The following is a 17156-nucleotide window of genomic DNA, read 5'->3' as shown; positions in this document are numbered from 1 at the left end:
GTGGACGTCCCCGTGCTGCACCGGCTCGCGCTGAACGAGAGCCCCTATCCCCCGCTGCCCTCGGTGCGCGAGGCGATGCACCGGGTGGTCGCACAGGCCCACCGCTATCCGCAGTTCCGTCCCGACGACCTCACCGAGCGGATCGCCGCATGGTGCCGGGTGACCCCGGACCGCGTCGTGGTCGGCAGCGGATCTGTGGGCGTGGCCCTGCAGTTGCTCCGCGCCGTGGTCCGGCCCGGCGACTCGGTGGCCTACGCCTGGCGCACGTTCGACGCCTACCCGCTCCTGGCCGAGATGGTCGGCGCCCGGCCCGTCCCCGTCCCCCTGACCCCGGGAGGGGACCAGGATCTGGGCGCCCTGCTCGCGGCGCTCGACGACCGCAGCCGCGTCGTGGTGCTGTGCAGTCCCCACAACCCGACCGGAAGCCTTGTCACGGCCGACGCGCTGTCCGCGTTCCTGCGCCAGGTCCCCCGGCGCGTCACCGTGCTGCTCGACGAGGCGTACGTGGAGTTCGCCCGCGACACCGGCCTGCCGGACGCACGGACGCTGCTGGACGCCCATCCCAACCTGCTGGTCCTGCGGACGTTCTCCAAGGCCTACGGCCTCGCCGCCCTGCGGGTGGGCTACGGCCTCGGTTCTCCCCGCCTGGTGGAGCGGATCCGCCGGCAGCAGCTGCCCTTCGGGATCAACGCGGTGGCAGCGGCGGCGGTGCGGGCCTCGCTCGAGGCCGAGAGCGAGGTGCGGCTGCGCGTGGACAGCGTCGTCGCCGAACGCGAACGGCTCCGGGGTGAACTCGTCTCCCTCGGCTGGCAGGTACGCCCCGGTCACGCCAATTCCGTCTGGCTCGCCGCGCCCGACCCGGTCGACGCGGGCGCGGTGGCGCTCACCGTCGCGGGTGTCCAGGCGCGTCACTACCCGGGCGAGGGGCTCCGGCTCACGGTCGGCGACCGGAACGCCAACGACACCGTGCTGACCGCGCTGGCACAAATGCGCCTGCGCCGGGGCGTGTCGCGGGCGTGACACGGGGGCCGCGTCCTGGGGTCGCCCCCTCGCCGCCCCGATCGACGGCACGTGCGACGTGGCGCATCGCATGTCCTCGGGCATCGGGGCAGGGCGGGCCTGGGCGGGCCCGCCCTGCCGCCGAAATCGTCAACAATGTGCGCGACAATGCCATGATCGAACAGCACCGGGACGCGGCTGCCGTCCGGCCCGAGCCCGCCCCGCCGCCTCCACCTGGCGCCGCGCGGCGGCCGGCGGTACGGCGCTCGTGCGTACCCGCCGGCCGCCGCGTTCCGCGCCCGAGGTGCCCTTTCGCGCGCGCCCGGAAGAGGGACGTGCGCGGCCCGACGACGGTACCTAGTGTGGGAACTGCAGATCTGCGACACGGCCGGAAACGAGTGCCGGACCGGCATCGGGGATGGACCAAGGGCGGTTCTGAACCATGAGGGATGTACATCGGCTGGAGCCCGTCTCGACGACACCGGGCAGCGATGCCGTGCGCGCGGCGTGGGAACGGTACGTGCGGGGCGAGGACCGCATCCCGGGCGTACGGCCCCTCGTGGCGATCTCCTGGCACCGCTGCCGGGAGCAGTACCGGGTCGATCCGCACCTCACCGAGGCTCCGCTGGCCGCCGCGCAGCCCGGCCACCCGCCCGAGCACGACGTCGTCTTCGCCGAGCTGGGATTCCGTGCCGCCTCCGTGGCACACGAAGTGGGCAGCCTGGGCGGGGTCGTCACGGTCGCCGACGCCACCGGACGCATCCTGGCCGAGTGGGGTGACCAGGCCACGCTCGCGCGGGCCGGCGAGTCCCATCTGGCGCCCTGGTTCTGCTGGTCCGAGTGCGCGGTCGGCACCAACGGCATGGGTACGGCGCTCGAGGCACACGGCCCGGTACCGATCACCGGCGCGGAGCACTGGTGCGAGGCCTTCCACGACTGGGCCTGCGCGGGCATCGCGGTGCGCGACGTGGTGACCAGGGAGCCGATCGCGGTTCTGAACATCTCCTGCTGGCGCAGCCGGCTGCCCGCGTACGCGGAAAGCTGGCTGGCGCACGCGGCCACCATGACACAGCACCCGCTCAAGAGGCGCGCCCGGGACAGCGGTGCCGAGCTGGTCGCCGCCTACACCCAGGCCCGGGCGCGCTCGCGTGCGGCGCTCGCCGCGCTGGACACCGCGGGAAAGGTGGTGATCGCCGACGACATGGCGAGCGTGCTCCTGGGCGTCCCGGCGTTCGCCCCGGCGGTCGACCCGACGCTGCGGTGGAACCCGGGGCTGCCGGAACTGATCGCGGCCGCCCGGTACGCCACCGCGCAGGCGGCCCACAATCCCGACTGGGTCGGCTCGACGCAGATCTTCGCCCGGCTCGCCGACGAGCCGACCTCGATCAGCATCCGGCCCGTCTTCTCGTCCGGGCACCTGATCGGGAACCTGGTCTCGTTCGGCGCCTCCGACGGGGCGCAGTTGCCCCCGGCGGAGCGGACCGCGCAGCCCCGCATGCAGCCGCGCCGGCTGGTCGCGGTGCGCGACAACCGGATGGTGCTGCTGCGCCTTCCGGAGGTCTCCTTCGCCGAATCGCGGGGAAACGACGTGTGGCTCTCCACCGATCAGGGGCGGCTGCGGGCCGCCTCCCCCAGCCTGGACAAGCTCGAGGGTGAGCTGGCGGACGTCGGCTTCCTGCGGGTGCACCGCCGGTACGTGGTCAACCTCAGCCGCATCCGCGAGATCGAGCGCGGGCTCAAGGGCGAGCTGTCCCTGGTCATGGACGCCCCGACGAACGACATGGTGCCGGTCTCCCGGCGGAACGCGCCGGCCGTGCGCCGCGCGCTGGACATCTGAGCACCTCGGCAGGACCGCTGTTCCGGAAGGAAGATCCCGTGTCAGACAGCCCGGACGCCGTAACCGGCGAGAGGAACGATGTGGGTGGGGGCGGCCTCGGCCTCCCCGCCACCGCCGGGCACCGCACGCACCCGGCCGGGGGCACGAGCAACCGCGACTGGTGGCCGAACCGGCTCGACCTGACGATCCTCCGCAAGCACCAGGCCATGGCCGACCCCCTGGGTGAGGACTTCGACTACGCCGCGGAGTTCCGGACCCTCGACCTCGACGCCCTGGCGCGGGACGTCGACGAAGTGCTGACGACGTCGCAGCCGTGGTGGCCGGCCGACTTCGGTCACTACGGACCGCTCGTGATCCGGATGGTGTGGCACAGCGCCGGGACGTACCGCATCCACGACGGACGCGGTGGCGCGAGCGCCGGCATGCAGCGCTTCGCGCCGCTGAACAGCTGGCCGGACAATCGCAACCTCGACAAGGCGCGCCGGCTGCTCTGGCCGGTGAAGAAGAAGTACGGCCGCGCGATCTCGTGGGCTGACCTGATGGTCTTCGCGGGCAACCGCGCCCTGGAGACGATGGGCCTCAAGACCTTCGGCTTCGCCGGCGGCCGGGCGGACGTCTGGGAGTCCGACGAGGCCGCCTACTGGGGCCCCGAGCAGGCCTGGCTGGGCGACGAACGCCACCGCGGCGTCCGGGAACTGCAGAGCCCGCTGGCCGCCGACCAGATGGGCCTCATCTACGTCAACCCGGAGGGACCGAACACCGTCCCGGACCCGCTCATGGCGGCCCGGGACATCCGCGACACGTTCCGGCGTATGGGGATGAACGACGAGGAGACCGTCGCGCTGATCGCAGGCGGCCACACGTTCGGCAAGACCCACGGCGCGGCCGACCCGAACGCCTACCTCGGCCCCGAACCCGAGGGCGCCCCTCTCGAGGAGCAGGGGCTGGGCTGGAAGAGCGGCTACGGCACCGGAAGGGGCCCGGACGCGATCTCCAGCGGGCTGGAGGGTACGTGGACACCCACCCCGACGCGATGGGACAACAGCTATTTCGAGACCCTGTTCGGCTACGAGTGGGACCTGGAGCTGAGCCCCGCCGGCCTGTGGCAGTGGATCCCGCGCGACGGCGGCGGGGCCGGCACCGTGCCGGACGCCCACGACCCGTCCGCGACACACGCCCCGACCATGCTGACGACCGACCTCGCGCTGCGGCTCGACCCGGTCTACGAACCGATCGCGCGCCGCTTCCTGGAAAGCCCGGACCGGCTCGCGGACGCGTTCGCCCGGGTCTGGTTCAAGCTGACGCACCTCGACATGGGCCCCATCCAGCGCTACCTGGGCCCGCTGGTGCCCCGTGAGACGCTGCTCTGGCAGGACCCGGTCCCCGCCGTGGACCACGAGCTGGTCGGCGCGGCGGACATCGCCGCACTCAAGAGCCTGATCCTCGCCTCCGGGCTGCCGGTCGCCCGGCTCGTCTCGACGGCGTGGGCGTCGGCCTCGACGTTCCGCATCAGCGACAGGCGCGGCGGGGCGAACGGCGCGCGCATCCGCCTGGAGCCGCAGCGGAGCTGGGAGGTGAACGACCCGGGCACGCTGGCACAGGTGCTGCACACCCTGGAGGGGATCCAGAAGTCCTTCAACGGCTCCCGCGCCGGGGGCACGAAGATCTCGCTGGCCGACCTCATCGTGCTCGGCGGGGCGGCCGCCGTGGAGCAGGCCGCCAGGGCCGCCGGGTACGACGTCGAGGTCCCCTTCGCTCCGGGGCGCACCGACGCCACGCAGGAGTGGACCGATCCGGAGTCCTTCGCCGCGCTGGAGCCCACCGCGGACGGGTTCCGCAACTACTACGGCAAGGGCAACCGGCTGCCGCCGGAGCATCTGCTGGTCGACCGCGCGAACCTGCTGGACCTGAGCGTGCCCGAGATGACCGTCCTCGTGGGTGGCCTGCGGGTGCTGGGCGCGAACCACCGGCAGTCGCCGCTGGGTGTCCTCACCTCGGCGCCCGGGTCGCTGACCAACGACTTCTTCGTGAATCTGCTCGACCCCGCCACGCAGTGGCAGCCGACGTCCCCGAGCGCGGACGCCTTCGAGGGCCGCGACCGCGCCACCGGCGAGGTCGAGTGGACCGCCGGCCGCGTCGACCTCGTGTTCGGCTCGAACTCCGAGCTGCGCGCCGTCGCGGAGGTCTACGCGAGCGACGACGCGCGGGAGAAGTTCGTGCGGGACTTCGTCGCCGCGTGGGACAAGGTCATGAATCTCGACCGGTACGACCTTGCCTGACCCGCCGTCGGGGAGCGGATGGCCGCCCGCTCGTGCCGGCGGTGGCATATCGGGTGCGAACGGCGGCTGGTCGCGGCTGGACGGCATGCGCCGCCCGAACCGGTACCCCTGGTTGTCGGTGTGATCCGTCCGGCGTAGCGTGCGTACTGGATGGTAATTCCTTCACCCTTTCCGGTGCGATTCTTCCGGCGCACGCTTCTCGACCACCGATTGCCGCCGGACGCCCCCATCACGGCCGATTTACGGCCGGGCGCCCGGCGACGGGAAAAAGGAAATGTCGAGGTCAGTTCCGGGAAAGTGGGCGCAGGGATTCGAGACGAGGGGAGTGAAACCCCTATGACGACCACGAAGGAGCGGACCGACCTGCTGGACAAGCTCGGGTTGGCCGCACAGAACAAAGCAGCATTGGGCCAGGTGCTGGGAACCGGAACCATCGGGCATGCCGACGAGAAGCCGGACGGCCACATGGAGGCCACGATTCGCATTCACCCCGACGAACTGACCTGGGATCCCTCCATTCTGGTCATGCCCCATGGAGGCGATGTCGAGATCGAACTCGTCAATGACGACGACAACACGCACTGCGCACTCCTGCCGAGCAACGGCGACCGGAAGTTCATCTGGCTGGTGAACCATTCGCGAGGACGAGCGACCCTCAACCTCGACGGGCCGGGTTACTACTGGTTCAGCTCGCCCACGGGCAATGACGAGGGCCGGGGGCTGACCGGGGCCATCGTCGTCCTGGGAGACGCTCCGCCGGAGGCTCGCCTCGACCGTCCCGCACAGCCGCGGCCGTAGAAGGGAGAAGGCCATGACCGTCGACTACGTGGACGCGGGTGTGGCTGTCGACCAGGGGACCCTGAACTACAAGACCCCCGGAGGAGACGTCGCGCCGCCGGTGGTGGCCGACGTCACCTACGAGCGCATCCTCAACGCCCGCCAGGAGCCCCACAACTGGCTCACCTACTACGGCGCCTACAACGGCCAGCGCTACAGCCCGCTGGACCAGCTCAACACGGAGAGCGTCAAACGCCTCGTCCCCGCGTGGGTCTTCCAGGCGGGCACCACCGGCCTGATCGCGGGCGCGTCGACCTACTCGTTCGAGGCCGCCCCGGTGGTCGTCGACGGGGTCATGTTCCTGTCCGGCTGGGACGGCTGGGTCTGGGCCCTCAACGCCAAGACCGGCGTGGAGATCTGGCGGTACAAGCACGCGGTGCCCTTCGACGTGTCCCTGTGCTGCGGGAACGTCAACCGCGGGGTCGCCGTGGCCCAGGGGAAGGTCTTCTTCGTCACGGCCAACGCCCGGGTGATCGCGCTCGACGCCACCAACGGCAAACGGGTCTGGGACAAGACCTACGGAGACGTCCGGGCCGGGGAGAGCGCCACGGTCGCCCCGCTGGTCGTGAAGAACATGGTCATCGTCGGCAGTTCCGGCGGCGAGTTCGGCGTGCGCGGCCACCTCGACGCGTTCGACCTGGAGACTGGCGACCACCAGTGGCGCTGCTACACGGTGCCGAAGCCCGGGGAACCCGGCTCGGAGACCTGGCCCGCCGAGGGCGAGGCCTGGGCGCGGGGCGGGGCGAACTGCTGGGTGACCGGCACCTTCGACCCGGAGACGAATCTGCTGTACGTCGGCACCGGCAACCCGGCGCCCGACTTCGACGGAGAGGTACGCCCGGGCGACAACCTGTTCACCGACAGCATCATCGCCGTCGACGTGGACAGCGGCCAGATCTGCTGGCACTACCAGTGCACCCCGCACGACGTGTGGGACTACGACAGCATCGCCGAGTGCATCCTGTTCGAGCACGGGGGGCGAAAGCTGCTCGGGCACTTCGACAAGAACGGCTACTTCTTCGTCCTCGACCGCACGAACGGCGAAAGGGTGGGGATCACCCCCTTCGTGGACCGCATCACCTGGGGTGCGATCACCAGGGACGGCCAGGTGACGGCCAAGGTGTACCCCGAAAGGGAGGGAGAACCGGTCCACTTCTACCCGGGCCCGGCCGGTGCCAAGGAATGGACGCACGCGGCCTACAGCCCGAGGACCGAGCTCTTCTACGTCCCGGTCCAGGACACCGGTGCCACGGCGACCCGGCGGCGGCGGGAGTTCAAGGAGAGCATTCCGTACTGGGGCGCGGGCGTTCAGGTGGACATCGGCGACATGGCGGGATGCATCGGCGCCTTCGACGCCCGCGGCGAGGAGAAGTGGCGCTGGCGCAACGAGCTGCCCATGTGCGCCTCGGTGCTGGCCACCGGCGGTGACCTGGTGTTCGCCGGTGAACCCTCCGGCGAGTTCAACGCGCTCGACGCGCGCACCGGGCAGCAGCTGTGGCAGTTCCAGTGCGGCAGCGGCCACCACAGCAGCCCGACCACGTACATGGTCGACGGCAGGCAGTACGTCGCCGTGCCGGTCGGCTGGGGCGGATGGGCCGAGGGATTCCTCCCCGGCATGCTCGGCGCGGGGCACGGGAGCGCCCTGCTGGTCTTCGCCCTTCCGGAGCCGTCGTAGCGCGTGACCGCGGCCTGCCGCGTCCGGCCGGAGAGGAGGTGAATCCATGGAGACTCAGCTCGCTGAGTGGGAGACGCCCGAGTTCGACGAGATCGCAGTCGCGGCCGAGGTGACCATGTACCTCGCCCGGATGGAGGACTAGCGGACGCGGGGCGGCGCCGGACCCGGTCCGGCGCCCTCCCACCGGCTTGGGACAGCCCAGGACGGCCGGGCCGGCGACCGACCCGGCCTTCGGCGGAACGGAGGGCCGGCGTGTTGCTGCGAGTGCTGGGTTCGGCGGCGGGAGGCGGTTCCCCGCAGTGGAACTGCGCCTGTCCGGTGTGCGCCGCTGTCCGCTCCGGGGCCGGCCCCGCGCGCACCCAGTCGTCGGTCGCGGTCAGCGCCGACGGCCGCCGGTGGTTCCTCGTCAACGCCTCGCCCGACGTGCGCGCCCAGATCGAGGCCTTCCCCGATCTGCACCCGTGCGAGGACCGGACGACGCCCCTGGAGGCGGTGCTGCTCACCGACGCCGAGCTGGACCACACGCTGGGCCTGCTGCTGCTGCGCGAGGCCCGCGCCCTGCGGCTGTACGCCACGCCCGCGGTGCGCAAGGCCCTGTGCGACGGCTCACGGATTCTGGGCACGCTCGAGCGCTACTGCCCGGTCGAGTGGCGGGCCGTGGTCCCCGGCACCGATTTCGCCCTGGCGGACGGGCTGTCCTGCCGGGCGTTCGACGTACCCACCACCAAGCGCGACCGATTCGGGGCCGGGGTGGACCACGGCCGCGTCGTGGGCTACCGGCTGAACGACGGGCGCAGCGGCGGCACGCTGGTGTACCTGCCGGGGGTGCAGTCGCTGACGCCGGCGCTGTGCGCGGAGATCGAGGGCTGTGCCTGCCTGCTGATCGACGGGACCTGCTGGCGCGACGACGAGCTGGTGCGGCTCGGCCTGGCGGGAAAGACCTCCCGGGAGATGGGCCACCTGCCCGTCGACGGTCCGGACGGCAGCCTGACGCAGCTCGCTTCGCTGGGCCTGCAACGGACGATCTTCGTCCATATGAACAACACCAACCCGATCCTCCTGGCGGACGCACCCGAGCGGCACATCGTGGAGGAGAGCGGCATGGAGGTGGCCATGGACGGCCTGGAGGTCGAGGTGTAGGGCCGTGACGACGACAACCACGTCAACCACGTCAACCACGTCAACCGGGACGACCACCGCAACCGGCGCCGACGGCTTCGTCGAGGCGTTGCGGGCCCACTCGCGGCGCTACCACGACCAGCACCCGTTCCACGTCCGGATGAACGCCGGCCGGCTCAGCCGCCGGCAGGTCCGGGGCTGGGTGGCCAACCGCTTCTACTACCAGGAGAACATCCCCCGCAAGGACGCCGCGATCCTTTCCAACTGCCCCGACTTGGAGGTCCGCCGCCGCTGGATCCGGCGGATCGTCGACCACGACGGCACCGCGGCCGGTGAGGGCGGCATCGAGGCGTGGCTGCGCCTCGGCGAGGCCGCCGGGCTCACCCGGGAGGAGGTCCTGGACCACCGGCACCTGGTCCCCGGGGTGCGGTTCGCCGTCGACGCCTACGTGCACTTCGCCCGGACCCGCCCGTGGGTGGAGGCGGTGGCGTCCTCCCTCACGGAGCTGTTCGCGCCGGACCTGATGGCGGCGCGGCTGGCCGCGTTCGAGCGGTGGTACCCCTGGATCGATCCCGAGGGCCTCGCCTACTTCCGGGCCCGCCTGGAGCAGGCCCCCCGCGACTGCGAGCACGCCCTGGAGGTGGTCACCGCGCACTGCGTCACCGTCGAGTCCCAGGCGCGCGCCGTCGAGGCGCTGTCGTTCAAGTGCGACGTCCTGTGGAGCGTGATGGACGCCATCGACCAGGCCTGTCCGGAGTGACCGCCATGGACCGGACCCCCATCGGAACGACCCGGACCGGGAGCGCGACCCGGCCCGCCGTCGAGGTACGCGGCTCGGACCGGCCCCGCCTGGCGCGCCACGTCCGGCTGAGCTTCTGCCGGACCCGGCAGCGCACGGTGCTGCTGCACCCCGAGACGGTGGTGGTGCTGAACGGCAGCGGCGCGGCGGTCCTCGAACTGTGCGACGGGCGGCGGACCGTGGCCGAGATCGTGACCGAGCTGGGCGCGCGCTACGAAACCGTCCCCGACGACGAGGTGCGGCAGTTCCTGACCCGGCTCGTCGCCCGGCGCTGGGTGGAGCTCGACCATGGATAGCCCGTTCGGACTGCTCGCCGAGCTGACCTACCGCTGCCCGCTGGCCTGCCCGTACTGCTCCAACCCGCTGAACATGGCCGGCTACGGGGACGAGCTGACCACCGAGGAGTGGCGGCGGGTGCTGGGCGAGGCCGCCGGCCTCGGGGTTCTGCAGTGCCACCTGTCCGGCGGGGAACCGCTGCTGCGGCGCGACCTGGTGGACATCGTGGCGGGCGCCCACGGCCTGGGCCTCTACACCAACCTCGTGACCAGCGCCCTCGGGCTCTCGCGTCCGAAGGCGCAGCAGCTGCGGGCCGCCGGCCTGGACCATGTGCAGATCAGCATCCAGGCCGACCGGCCGGCGGTGTCCGACCGCATCGCCGGGACCCCGTCCTTCCAGCGCAAGATCGAGGCGATGGGCGTGGTCAAGGAGCTGGGCTGGCCGCTCACCGTGAACGTGGTGCTGCACCGGTACAACATCGGCCGCGTCGCCGAGGTGCTCGCTCTGGCCGAGAGGGTGGGCGCCGACCGGCTGGAGCTGGCCAACACCCAGTACTACGGCTGGGCCTGGCGCAACCGTGACGCGCTGCTGCCGAGCCGGGCCCAGCTGGAGGCGGCCGAGGTCGTGGTGCGGGCCGCCCGCGAGCGGCTGCGGGACCGCATGGACATCCTCTACGTCATCCCCGACTACTACAGCCGCTACCCGAAGCCGTGCATGGGCGGCTGGGCCTCCCGGCAGCTGACGGTGACGCCGAACGGCGACGTCCTGCCCTGCCCGGCCGCCCACTCCCTGCCGTTGCCGCGGGCCAGCGTGCGGGAGGACTCGCTGGAGCGGATCTGGGCCGAGTCCCCGGTGATGACCGCGTTCCGGGGGACCGACTGGATGCCGGAGCCCTGCCGCAGCTGCCCCCGGCGGGAGGTGGACTTCGGCGGGTGCCGTTGCCAGGCGTTCCTGCTCACCGGCGACGCCGCCCGCACCGACCCGGTCTGCCATCTGTCGCCCGACCACGACCTGGTCGCCCGGGCGGTTCAGGCCGCCAACGCCGGCACTCGGGCGGACGACGCTCCGCTGATCCCCCGCCCGCACCAGGTCCGCCGGCCGGCCCCTGGCCCGGGCGGGACGAGCCGGCCCGTCTCCGGCGCCCAGTGAGCGGCCCTAGCCGCCGAACACCAACGGCAGTGCCACGGCGGCCATGATCAGGGTGACCCCGCTCAGCAGGTCCGAGCGGATCCGGATGAGGCGCGCCGCGGCCCGCCCGACCTGCAGCCCGATCAGCGACATCACCGCCGTGATGACGCCGAAGACGGCGGCCGAGAACCACGGCGACACCCCGAGAACCCCGAGGCTCGCCCCGGCGAACAGGTTGTCCAGGCTCAGTGTCAACGGAATGCCGAACAACGCCCACGGGTGGTCCAGCTCGTCCGGCTCGGGATTTCGCAGGGCCGAGACGACGAGATAGAGACCGTACGTGCCCAGCGCGGCCGCGCCCACCCAGTCCGCGAAGTCCCCGATCGACTCACCGATCCGCCGACCGACCAACAAGCCGACCAGCGGCATAATCGAGTCCCACAGACCGAAGGTCAGCGCCACCTGCACCGCGCGCTTCAGCCCGAATGGGACGGTGCCGAGTGCGATCGATACCCGAAAATTGTCGAGACTGAGTACAAAACCCAGGACGAGTATTTCCCAGATCATGGGACGGCTTCTTCTCGGCTGGTACCCGCCATACTTCCCCATGATATTTTGGATGGCCCGTGGAATAAAGCCGGGGAGCGCATTTCCGGAAGATTTTCGGCCCTAACGGCGCCGTCCCGGCGCGGACAACCGGTGCAGGCGCAGAGCCAGTTGTATCTCCAGGGCGCGGGCGGGGCTCTGCCAGTCCTCGCCGAGCAGGCGGCCCACGCGCTCCAGCCGCTGGGCGACCGTGTTCACGTGCACGTGCAACGCGTCCTTGGTGCGCGCCGGGCTCATCCCGCAGGAGAAGTAGGCGTCCAGGGTGTGCAGCAGTTCCGTGCCGCGTCGCTCGTCGTACGACACCACGGGTCCGACCGTGCGCTCGACGAAGCCGGCGACGTCCCGGTCGCCCGCCAGGAGCAGCCCGAGGAACCCGAAGTCCTCGGCCGCCGCGCCGTCTCCGGTCCGGCCCAGCAGCTCCAGCGCGTCCAGACAGCGGCGGCCCTCCGCGTACCCGGCGGCCGCTGTGTCCGGGAGCGCGGCGAGATCGGTCACGGGGGCGGAGGCGCCGACCGTGACCGGCTGGTGGACGGCCGTGCCCAGGTCGCGGGCGGTGCGGCGGGCCACGTCCGTGGCGGTGTCGCCGGGACCGAGCGGCAGCAGCAGGACGGTGCCGCCGTCCCGCGCGGAGGCCAGGCCGTGCCGCGTGGCGGCGAGGTGGGACGCGGCGGCCCACAGCCGGCGGCGGGCCGCGGCCTCCTCGTCGGCGTCGGCGGCCGGGCCGTCCAGGCGTGCGGCGAGTACGACGTGGGTGGCGTCCAGGTCTGCGTGCAGCCGGGCGGCGCGCTCGCGCAGCAGGCGCGGGTCGCGGTCGCGGGCGTCCAGGAGGTCGTCCAGCAGTTCGCCCCGTACGCGCTGTTCGGCCTCGGCGGCTGACCTGCGGGCGAGCAGGAGCAGCGAGGTGACCGTCGCCGCACGCTCCAGGGTGCGCTGGTCCACCGGGTCGAGGCCGGGGTGCCCGCGCAGGACCAGGGCCCCGAGGAGTTCGCCACCCGCCGCGACCGCGGCGATCCAGTCGCCGCCGTGGCGCACGGCGTGCCCCTCCACGCGCGACGCCTCCAGCGCGCCGGCGGGCGTCGCGGCGGCCTCCGCGAACTCGACGGTGCCGTCCAGGACCCGGGAGACGGCGGCCGCGACGTCGTGGACTCCGCCGCCGCGCAGCACCAGTTCGGCGAGCCGGTCGTGGACCTCGGAGGCGCGTTCGATGGCGGCGCTGCGGTCCCGGATGATCTCGTTGGCCTGCTCCAGGTCGGCCAGCGCCGAGCGGGTCTCGGTGAGCAGGTTGGCCGTGTCGATGGCGGCCGCGGCCAGGGCGGCGAAGGAGCCGAGGAGGGCGATCTGCTCGCGTTCGAAGACCCGTGCCCTGCGGTCGGCGGCGAAGAGGACACCGATGACGTGCGGGCCGAGCATCAGGGGGACGCCGAGGATGGCCACCAGACCCTCGTCGCGGACGCCGGCGTCGATGCTGTGCGTGTGCTGGAAGCGGGGGTCCTTGAAGTAGTCGTCCGTCACGTACGGCCGTGTGGTCTGCGCGACCAGTCCGCCGAGCCCCTCCCCCATGCCCAGGCGCAGTTGCTGGAAGCGGGCGGAGACGGAGCCCTCGGTCACCCGCATGTAGGTGTCGCCGCGGGCCGGGTCGTTCAGGGTGAGGTAGGCGACGTCCGTGCCGAGCAGGGAGCGGGCGCGCTGGACGATCGCCTGCAGCACGGCGTCCAGATCGCGCAGGCCGGCCAGGTCGTGGGCGGTCGCGAACAGCGCCGACAGCTCGGCCTCGCGGCGCCGGCGCCCCTCCAGCTCCGCGCGGACGCGCAGCGCGAGCAGCTTGGCGTGTTCCAGCGCGGCGACCCGGCCGGCCGGCCTGCCCTCCGCGCGGGCGAGGAGCACCGGCCGCTCGAAGGCCTCGGCAGAGGCGTCACGGGAGAGCAGCTCCAGGTACGGAACCTCTGCGCCGGTGTCGGGCATTCCGGTGGCCTTTGAGGCGGGGAGAGGCCCGGCCGGCTGGACGTGATCGCGAGACATGGTCACAGGATCGCGCATCGGCGGCCCGGGCGGCCGGGCCTGTGGACAACTCCCCGGCGCGCGGGCCGCAGGGGGTTCAGTGGGCGGTCCACCCGCCGTCCAGCACGAGCGATGTGCCGGTCACGAAGGCCGCCTGCGGACTGCACAGGTACGTCACGGCCTCGGCGACCTCCGCCGGTTCGATCAGCCGCTGCACCGCGCTGTCCCTGAGCAGCACCTCGGACAGCACCCGTTCCTCGGGGATGCCGTGTGCCCGGGCCTGGTCGGCGATCTGCTTCTCCACCAGGGGGGTCCGCACATAGGCCGGGTTCACACAGTTGGAGGTCACACCGTGTGCGGCGCCTTCGAGCGCGGCCGTCTTGGACAGCCCTTCGAGACCGTGTTTGGCGGCCACATAGGCGGACTTGTAGGCCGAGGCGCGCAGGCCGTGGACGGAGGACACGTTGACGATCCGGCCCCAGCCCTGCGCGTACATGTGCGGGAGGGCGCCGCGGATGAGGCGGAAGGGTGCCTCCAGCATCACGGTCAGCACCGTGTGGAAGACCTCCGGCGGGAAGTCCTCGATGCGGCGCACCAGTTGCAGCCCGGCGCTGTTGACCAGCACATCGGTCCCGGCGGCCGCGCCCTCGGCGGCGTCGAGGTCGGTCAGGTCCACGACCTGCGGGACGACGGTCCCCGTGAGGTGCCCGGACCGCTCGGCGTCTTCGGCGAGTTCGGCGAGTTCGGCCAGACCGGCGTGGTCCCGGTCGACGGCTCTGACCTCGGCCCCCGCGGCCGCGAGCCGCAGCACGCAGGCGCGGCCGATGCCGCCGGCGGCTCCGGTGACGAGCGCGGTGCGGCCGGCGAGGTCGAGGGCCAGGGGCTGGACGAGGGGGCCCGATCCGGGCGGGCTGGACGAGGTCATGCGCCGACCCTAAGCGGAGGCCACCCGCCGCCACATGGAGTGAGCGTCCATGTGTCAGCCGGCGGTCGCAGGGTCGAACCACGTGGGTGCCTCGGACATGGCCTGCTTGACCCGGAAGCGCCCGAACTCGTTCAGGTCGGGCAGGGCGTCCACCGTGAACCAGCCCACTTCCAGCGACTCGTCGTCGTTGACCCGGGCCTCGCCGCCCACGGCGCGGCAGCGGAAGGTGATGTCCATGTACTGGCAGATGTCTCCGTTGCCGTAGGTGACCGGCTCCAGCGCCTGGACGAGGACCACCCGCTCGGCGACGCACTGCACCGCGGTCTCCTCGAAAACCTCCCGCACGGCGCAGGCCGCCGGCTGCTCACCCGGCTCCGGGATGCCGCCGATCACCGACCACCTGCGGGTGTCGGAGCGCCGTCCGAGCAGCACTCTGCCCTCGCCGTCGAAGACGATCGCGGTGACCCCGGGGAGCCAGAGCAGCTGCCGGCCCGCCGAGGCCCTGAGCGTGCGGATGAAATCAGGAGTAGCCATGGACCGACCCTAACCGGCCGGTCCGCCGCTCTCCTGTCAGTACGGGGCCTGTGCCGCGGTCCTACGGCTGTGCGCCGACGGCGCGGCGCGCGCGCAGGCCGGACCCGATCGCCCAGCCGATGCCGCCCGCCGCGACCAGCACGAGCGCGATCTCCGGCAGGATGCCCAGTTCCGTGGCGGGTGTCGTGGCGGTGCGCAGCGGCACCTTCTGGACGAGGTAGGCGGGCACGAACATGCCGGTCTTCTGGGTGACCTTCCCGTCCGGCATGATGATCGCGCTCACGCCGCTGGTGACCGGCACGGTCACCGTCCGGCTGTGCTCGACGGCGCGGACGCGGGACATGGCGAGCTGCTGGTAGGTCATCTCGCTGCGGTCGAAGGTCGCGTTGTTGCTCGGCACGGAGATCATCTCCGCGCCGTGCGTCACGGTGTCCCGCACGGCCCAGTCGAAGGCGGCCTCGTAGCAGGTGGCGAGCCCCACCTTGGCGCCGTCGATGTCGAAGACGCCGGGCTTGCTGCCGCGGCTGAAGTCCTGGCGGACCATGCCGGTCCAGGTCTTGTTGATCGCGCCGACGAGACCGCGCAGCGGAAGGTACTCACCGAAGGGCTGCACCTGCCGCTTGTCATAGGTCTGCGTCGGCCCCTTGGCCGGGTCCCACAGGATCTGCTCGTTGAGCAGCTTGCCGTCCCTCTCGACGACGGCGCCGACCGAGACGGGCACGCCCACCGCCTTGGCGGCGTCCTCGATGACGGCCGCCGCGTCGGGGTTGGCGTAGGGATCGATGTCGGAGGAGTTCTCCGGCCACAGCACGAAGTCGGGCTTGGCGACCTTGCCCGCCTTGATGTCGGCGGCGAGCTTGAGCGTCTCGCGCACGTGGTGGTCGAGCACGGCCCGGCGCTGGGCGCTGAACTCCAGGCCCGCGCGGGGCACATTGCCCTGGATGACCGCGACGGTCGCGGTGCCGGCCTGCGCCTTGTCACTCACCAGGTCGCGGGCGGCGAGGGCGCCCGCCACCGGCACGGCCACGCTCAGCAGGGCGGCGGCCGCCGCCGCGCGGCGCAGGGTCCGGCTACGGCGCCGTTCGGCGATCAGTCGTCCCGTCTCGTACAGGCCGAAGCCGCACAGCACGACGCCGAAGCCCAGCACCGGCGTGCCGCCCACCGCGGCGAGCGGCAGGAAGACGCCGTCCGCCTGCCCGAACGCGATCTTGCCCCAGGGGAAGCCGCGGAAGGGCACGCGCGCGCGTACCGCTTCGCCCGCGATCCAGACCGCCGCGGCCCACACCGGCCAGGCCGGCAGCTTGGACACGGCGGCGACGCCCACGCCGACCAGTGCGACGAAGACCGCCTCGACGGCGACCAGGGCCAGCCAGGGGCCGGGACCGACCTCCACGCCGGTCCACACCAGCAGCGGCAGCAGGAAGCCGAGCCCGAAGAGGTAGCCGAGGCCGAGCGCCGCCTTCCAGCCGCGGCCGCGCAGCACCCAGCCGAAGCCGGCGAAGGCGGGCAGGGCCAGCCACCACAGGGGGCGCGGCGGGAAGCTGACGTAGAGCAGCACTCCGCAGAGGGCTGAGGCGGTGGCCGGGACCAGGCGCAGCAGGCGGCCGCCGAGCGCTCCGGGCGCGGGGGACGGCCGGAGCTGATCCGGCTGGTCCACGGAAGTTGCGGTGACGGTCACCCGGGTGAGTGTACGGCGGGTGACCTCGCCGTCGACACCGCGGTCCGCGGCCGGCACCGGCGCGGATTCGAGCGGCCCGCCCGTGGTCGGAGCCGCTGCGGCGCTGCAGCGGGCGGCTCCGGCGCGCGGCCTCCGTGCCGTGCCGGCACCCGCTCGGCGCGCCCGGCTGAAATAACGACGTTCGCCGCACCTCATCCCCAAACCGGTCATGAGCCGTTACGGTGAGCCCAGCCTCGGCAGTGCCGCCGGATCCGGCGCGCGGCCGTGGCGTGCCACAGGGTGGGGGTACGAGGGGTGGCGGTGGGGTCGACGGAAGCCAGATCCGTGGCAGGCGTGCGCGGCGCGGACGACGACAGCGGCAGACGAAACGTTTCTGACGGGGCGGGCATGGTCCTGCTGGGGGCCTGCGCCGGATGGTCGCTGATCAGCGCGGCGGTTCAGGACGGGCGGCCCGAGGGCATGCTGC

Annotated in this window: 15 protein-coding genes; 10 read left to right on the top strand and 5 right to left on the bottom strand. The window is 72.4% G+C overall.

Going from position 1 to position 17156, the window contains the following annotated elements:
* The 10 genes from ACLU3S_RS14880 (at nt 1) to pqqE (ending at nt 10970) form a co-directional block, all read left to right on the top strand.
* Nucleotides 1–1020, top strand: a complete 1020-nt coding sequence (locus ACLU3S_RS14880; protein ID WP_413952305.1) for a histidinol-phosphate transaminase — start codon at nt 1–3, stop codon at nt 1018–1020.
* A 421-nt stretch (nt 1021–1441) separates the two neighbouring features.
* A complete protein-coding gene (locus ACLU3S_RS14875) occupies nt 1442–2836 on the top strand; it encodes a LytTR family transcriptional regulator DNA-binding domain-containing protein (protein WP_413952304.1) in 1395 nt (464 codons plus the stop codon).
* An 80-nt stretch (nt 2837–2916) separates the two neighbouring features.
* Nucleotides 2917–5115 carry a catalase/peroxidase HPI gene (gene katG, locus ACLU3S_RS14870; RefSeq protein ID WP_413952329.1) on the top strand — a complete coding sequence of 733 codons (2199 nt, stop codon included), beginning with the start codon at nt 2917–2919 and terminating at the stop codon, nt 5113–5115.
* A gap of 336 nt (nt 5116–5451) precedes the next feature.
* Nucleotides 5452–5913, top strand: a complete 462-nt coding sequence (locus ACLU3S_RS14865) for an MSMEG_3727 family PQQ-associated protein (protein WP_413952303.1) — start codon at nt 5452–5454, stop codon at nt 5911–5913.
* A 13-nt stretch (nt 5914–5926) separates the two neighbouring features.
* The gene (locus tag ACLU3S_RS14860) at nt 5927–7627 is read left to right on the top strand and encodes a PQQ-dependent dehydrogenase, methanol/ethanol family (protein WP_413952302.1); all 1701 of its coding nucleotides are present in this window, start codon (nt 5927–5929) and stop codon (nt 7625–7627) included.
* A gap of 46 nt (nt 7628–7673) precedes the next feature.
* Nucleotides 7674–7769: a pyrroloquinoline quinone precursor peptide PqqA gene (gene pqqA, locus ACLU3S_RS14855; RefSeq protein ID WP_413952301.1), complete on the top strand. Its 96-nt coding sequence runs from the start codon at nt 7674–7676 to the stop codon at nt 7767–7769.
* A gap of 110 nt (nt 7770–7879) precedes the next feature.
* A complete protein-coding gene (pqqB, locus tag ACLU3S_RS14850; protein WP_413952300.1) occupies nt 7880–8767 on the top strand; it encodes a pyrroloquinoline quinone biosynthesis protein PqqB in 888 nt (295 codons plus the stop codon).
* Between the two features lie 4 nt (nt 8768–8771).
* A complete protein-coding gene (gene pqqC, locus ACLU3S_RS14845; protein ID WP_413952299.1) occupies nt 8772–9506 on the top strand; it encodes a pyrroloquinoline-quinone synthase PqqC in 735 nt (244 codons plus the stop codon).
* Between the two features lie 5 nt (nt 9507–9511).
* Nucleotides 9512–9841 carry a pyrroloquinoline quinone biosynthesis peptide chaperone PqqD gene (gene pqqD, locus ACLU3S_RS14840; RefSeq protein WP_413952298.1) on the top strand — a complete coding sequence of 110 codons (330 nt, stop codon included), beginning with the start codon at nt 9512–9514 and terminating at the stop codon, nt 9839–9841.
* Entirely contained in the window at nt 9834–10970 is a 1137-nt protein-coding gene (gene pqqE / locus ACLU3S_RS14835) for a pyrroloquinoline quinone biosynthesis protein PqqE (RefSeq protein ID WP_413952297.1), read from the top strand. Before pqqD ends, pqqE begins: the two co-directional genes overlap by 8 nt.
* 6 nt (nt 10971–10976) lie before the next feature.
* On the opposite strand, the gene ACLU3S_RS14830 is transcribed toward pqqE, so the two are convergent.
* The 5 genes from ACLU3S_RS14830 to lnt form a co-directional block, all read right to left on the bottom strand.
* Nucleotides 10977–11516 carry a manganese efflux pump MntP family protein gene (locus ACLU3S_RS14830; RefSeq protein WP_413952296.1) on the bottom strand — a complete coding sequence of 180 codons (540 nt, stop codon included), beginning with the start codon at nt 11514–11516 and terminating at the stop codon, nt 10977–10979.
* A 102-nt stretch (nt 11517–11618) separates the two neighbouring features.
* Entirely contained in the window at nt 11619–13574 is a 1956-nt protein-coding gene (locus tag ACLU3S_RS14825) for a helix-turn-helix domain-containing protein (protein ID WP_413952295.1), read from the bottom strand.
* Between the two features lie 76 nt (nt 13575–13650).
* Complete coding sequence (locus tag ACLU3S_RS14820) at nt 13651–14478, bottom strand: 3-hydroxybutyrate dehydrogenase (RefSeq protein ID WP_413952294.1); 828 nt, start codon at nt 14476–14478, stop codon at nt 13651–13653.
* A gap of 54 nt (nt 14479–14532) precedes the next feature.
* Complete coding sequence (locus tag ACLU3S_RS14815) at nt 14533–15012, bottom strand: NUDIX hydrolase (RefSeq protein WP_413952293.1); 480 nt, start codon at nt 15010–15012, stop codon at nt 14533–14535.
* Between the two features lie 61 nt (nt 15013–15073).
* Nucleotides 15074–16690, bottom strand: coding sequence for an apolipoprotein N-acyltransferase (gene lnt, locus ACLU3S_RS14810; RefSeq protein ID WP_413952292.1), 1617 nt, complete (start codon nt 16688–16690; stop codon nt 15074–15076).
* Nucleotides 16691–17156: the final 466 nt, after the last annotated feature.

This window comes from Streptomyces sp. AF1A, assembly GCF_047340315.1.
Lineage (GTDB): Bacteria > Actinomycetota > Actinomycetes > Streptomycetales > Streptomycetaceae > Streptomyces.
This window is presented reverse-complemented; position numbering and strand designations above follow the sequence as displayed.

Excerpts from the sequence above, each read along its gene's own strand:
- ACLU3S_RS14860 (WP_413952302.1), top strand. The coding sequence starts at position 5,927 with ATGACCGTCGACTACGTGGACGCGGGTGTGGCTGTCGACCAGGGGACC.
- pqqD (WP_413952298.1), top strand. The coding sequence starts at position 9,512 with ATGGACCGGACCCCCATCGGAACGACCCGGACCGGGAGCGCGACCCGG.
- ACLU3S_RS14820 (WP_413952294.1), bottom strand. The coding sequence starts at position 14,478 with ATGACCTCGTCCAGCCCGCCCGGATCGGGCCCCCTCGTCCAGCCCCTG.
- pqqE (WP_413952297.1), top strand. The coding sequence starts at position 9,834 with ATGGATAGCCCGTTCGGACTGCTCGCCGAGCTGACCTACCGCTGCCCG.
- ACLU3S_RS14825 (WP_413952295.1), bottom strand. The coding sequence starts at position 13,574 with ATGTCTCGCGATCACGTCCAGCCGGCCGGGCCTCTCCCCGCCTCAAAG.
- pqqA (WP_413952301.1), top strand. The coding sequence starts at position 7,674 with ATGGAGACTCAGCTCGCTGAGTGGGAGACGCCCGAGTTCGACGAGATC.
- ACLU3S_RS14815 (WP_413952293.1), bottom strand. The coding sequence starts at position 15,012 with ATGGCTACTCCTGATTTCATCCGCACGCTCAGGGCCTCGGCGGGCCGG.
- ACLU3S_RS14865 (WP_413952303.1), top strand. The coding sequence starts at position 5,452 with ATGACGACCACGAAGGAGCGGACCGACCTGCTGGACAAGCTCGGGTTG.
- ACLU3S_RS14875 (WP_413952304.1), top strand. The coding sequence starts at position 1,442 with ATGAGGGATGTACATCGGCTGGAGCCCGTCTCGACGACACCGGGCAGC.
- ACLU3S_RS14830 (WP_413952296.1), bottom strand. The coding sequence starts at position 11,516 with ATGATCTGGGAAATACTCGTCCTGGGTTTTGTACTCAGTCTCGACAAT.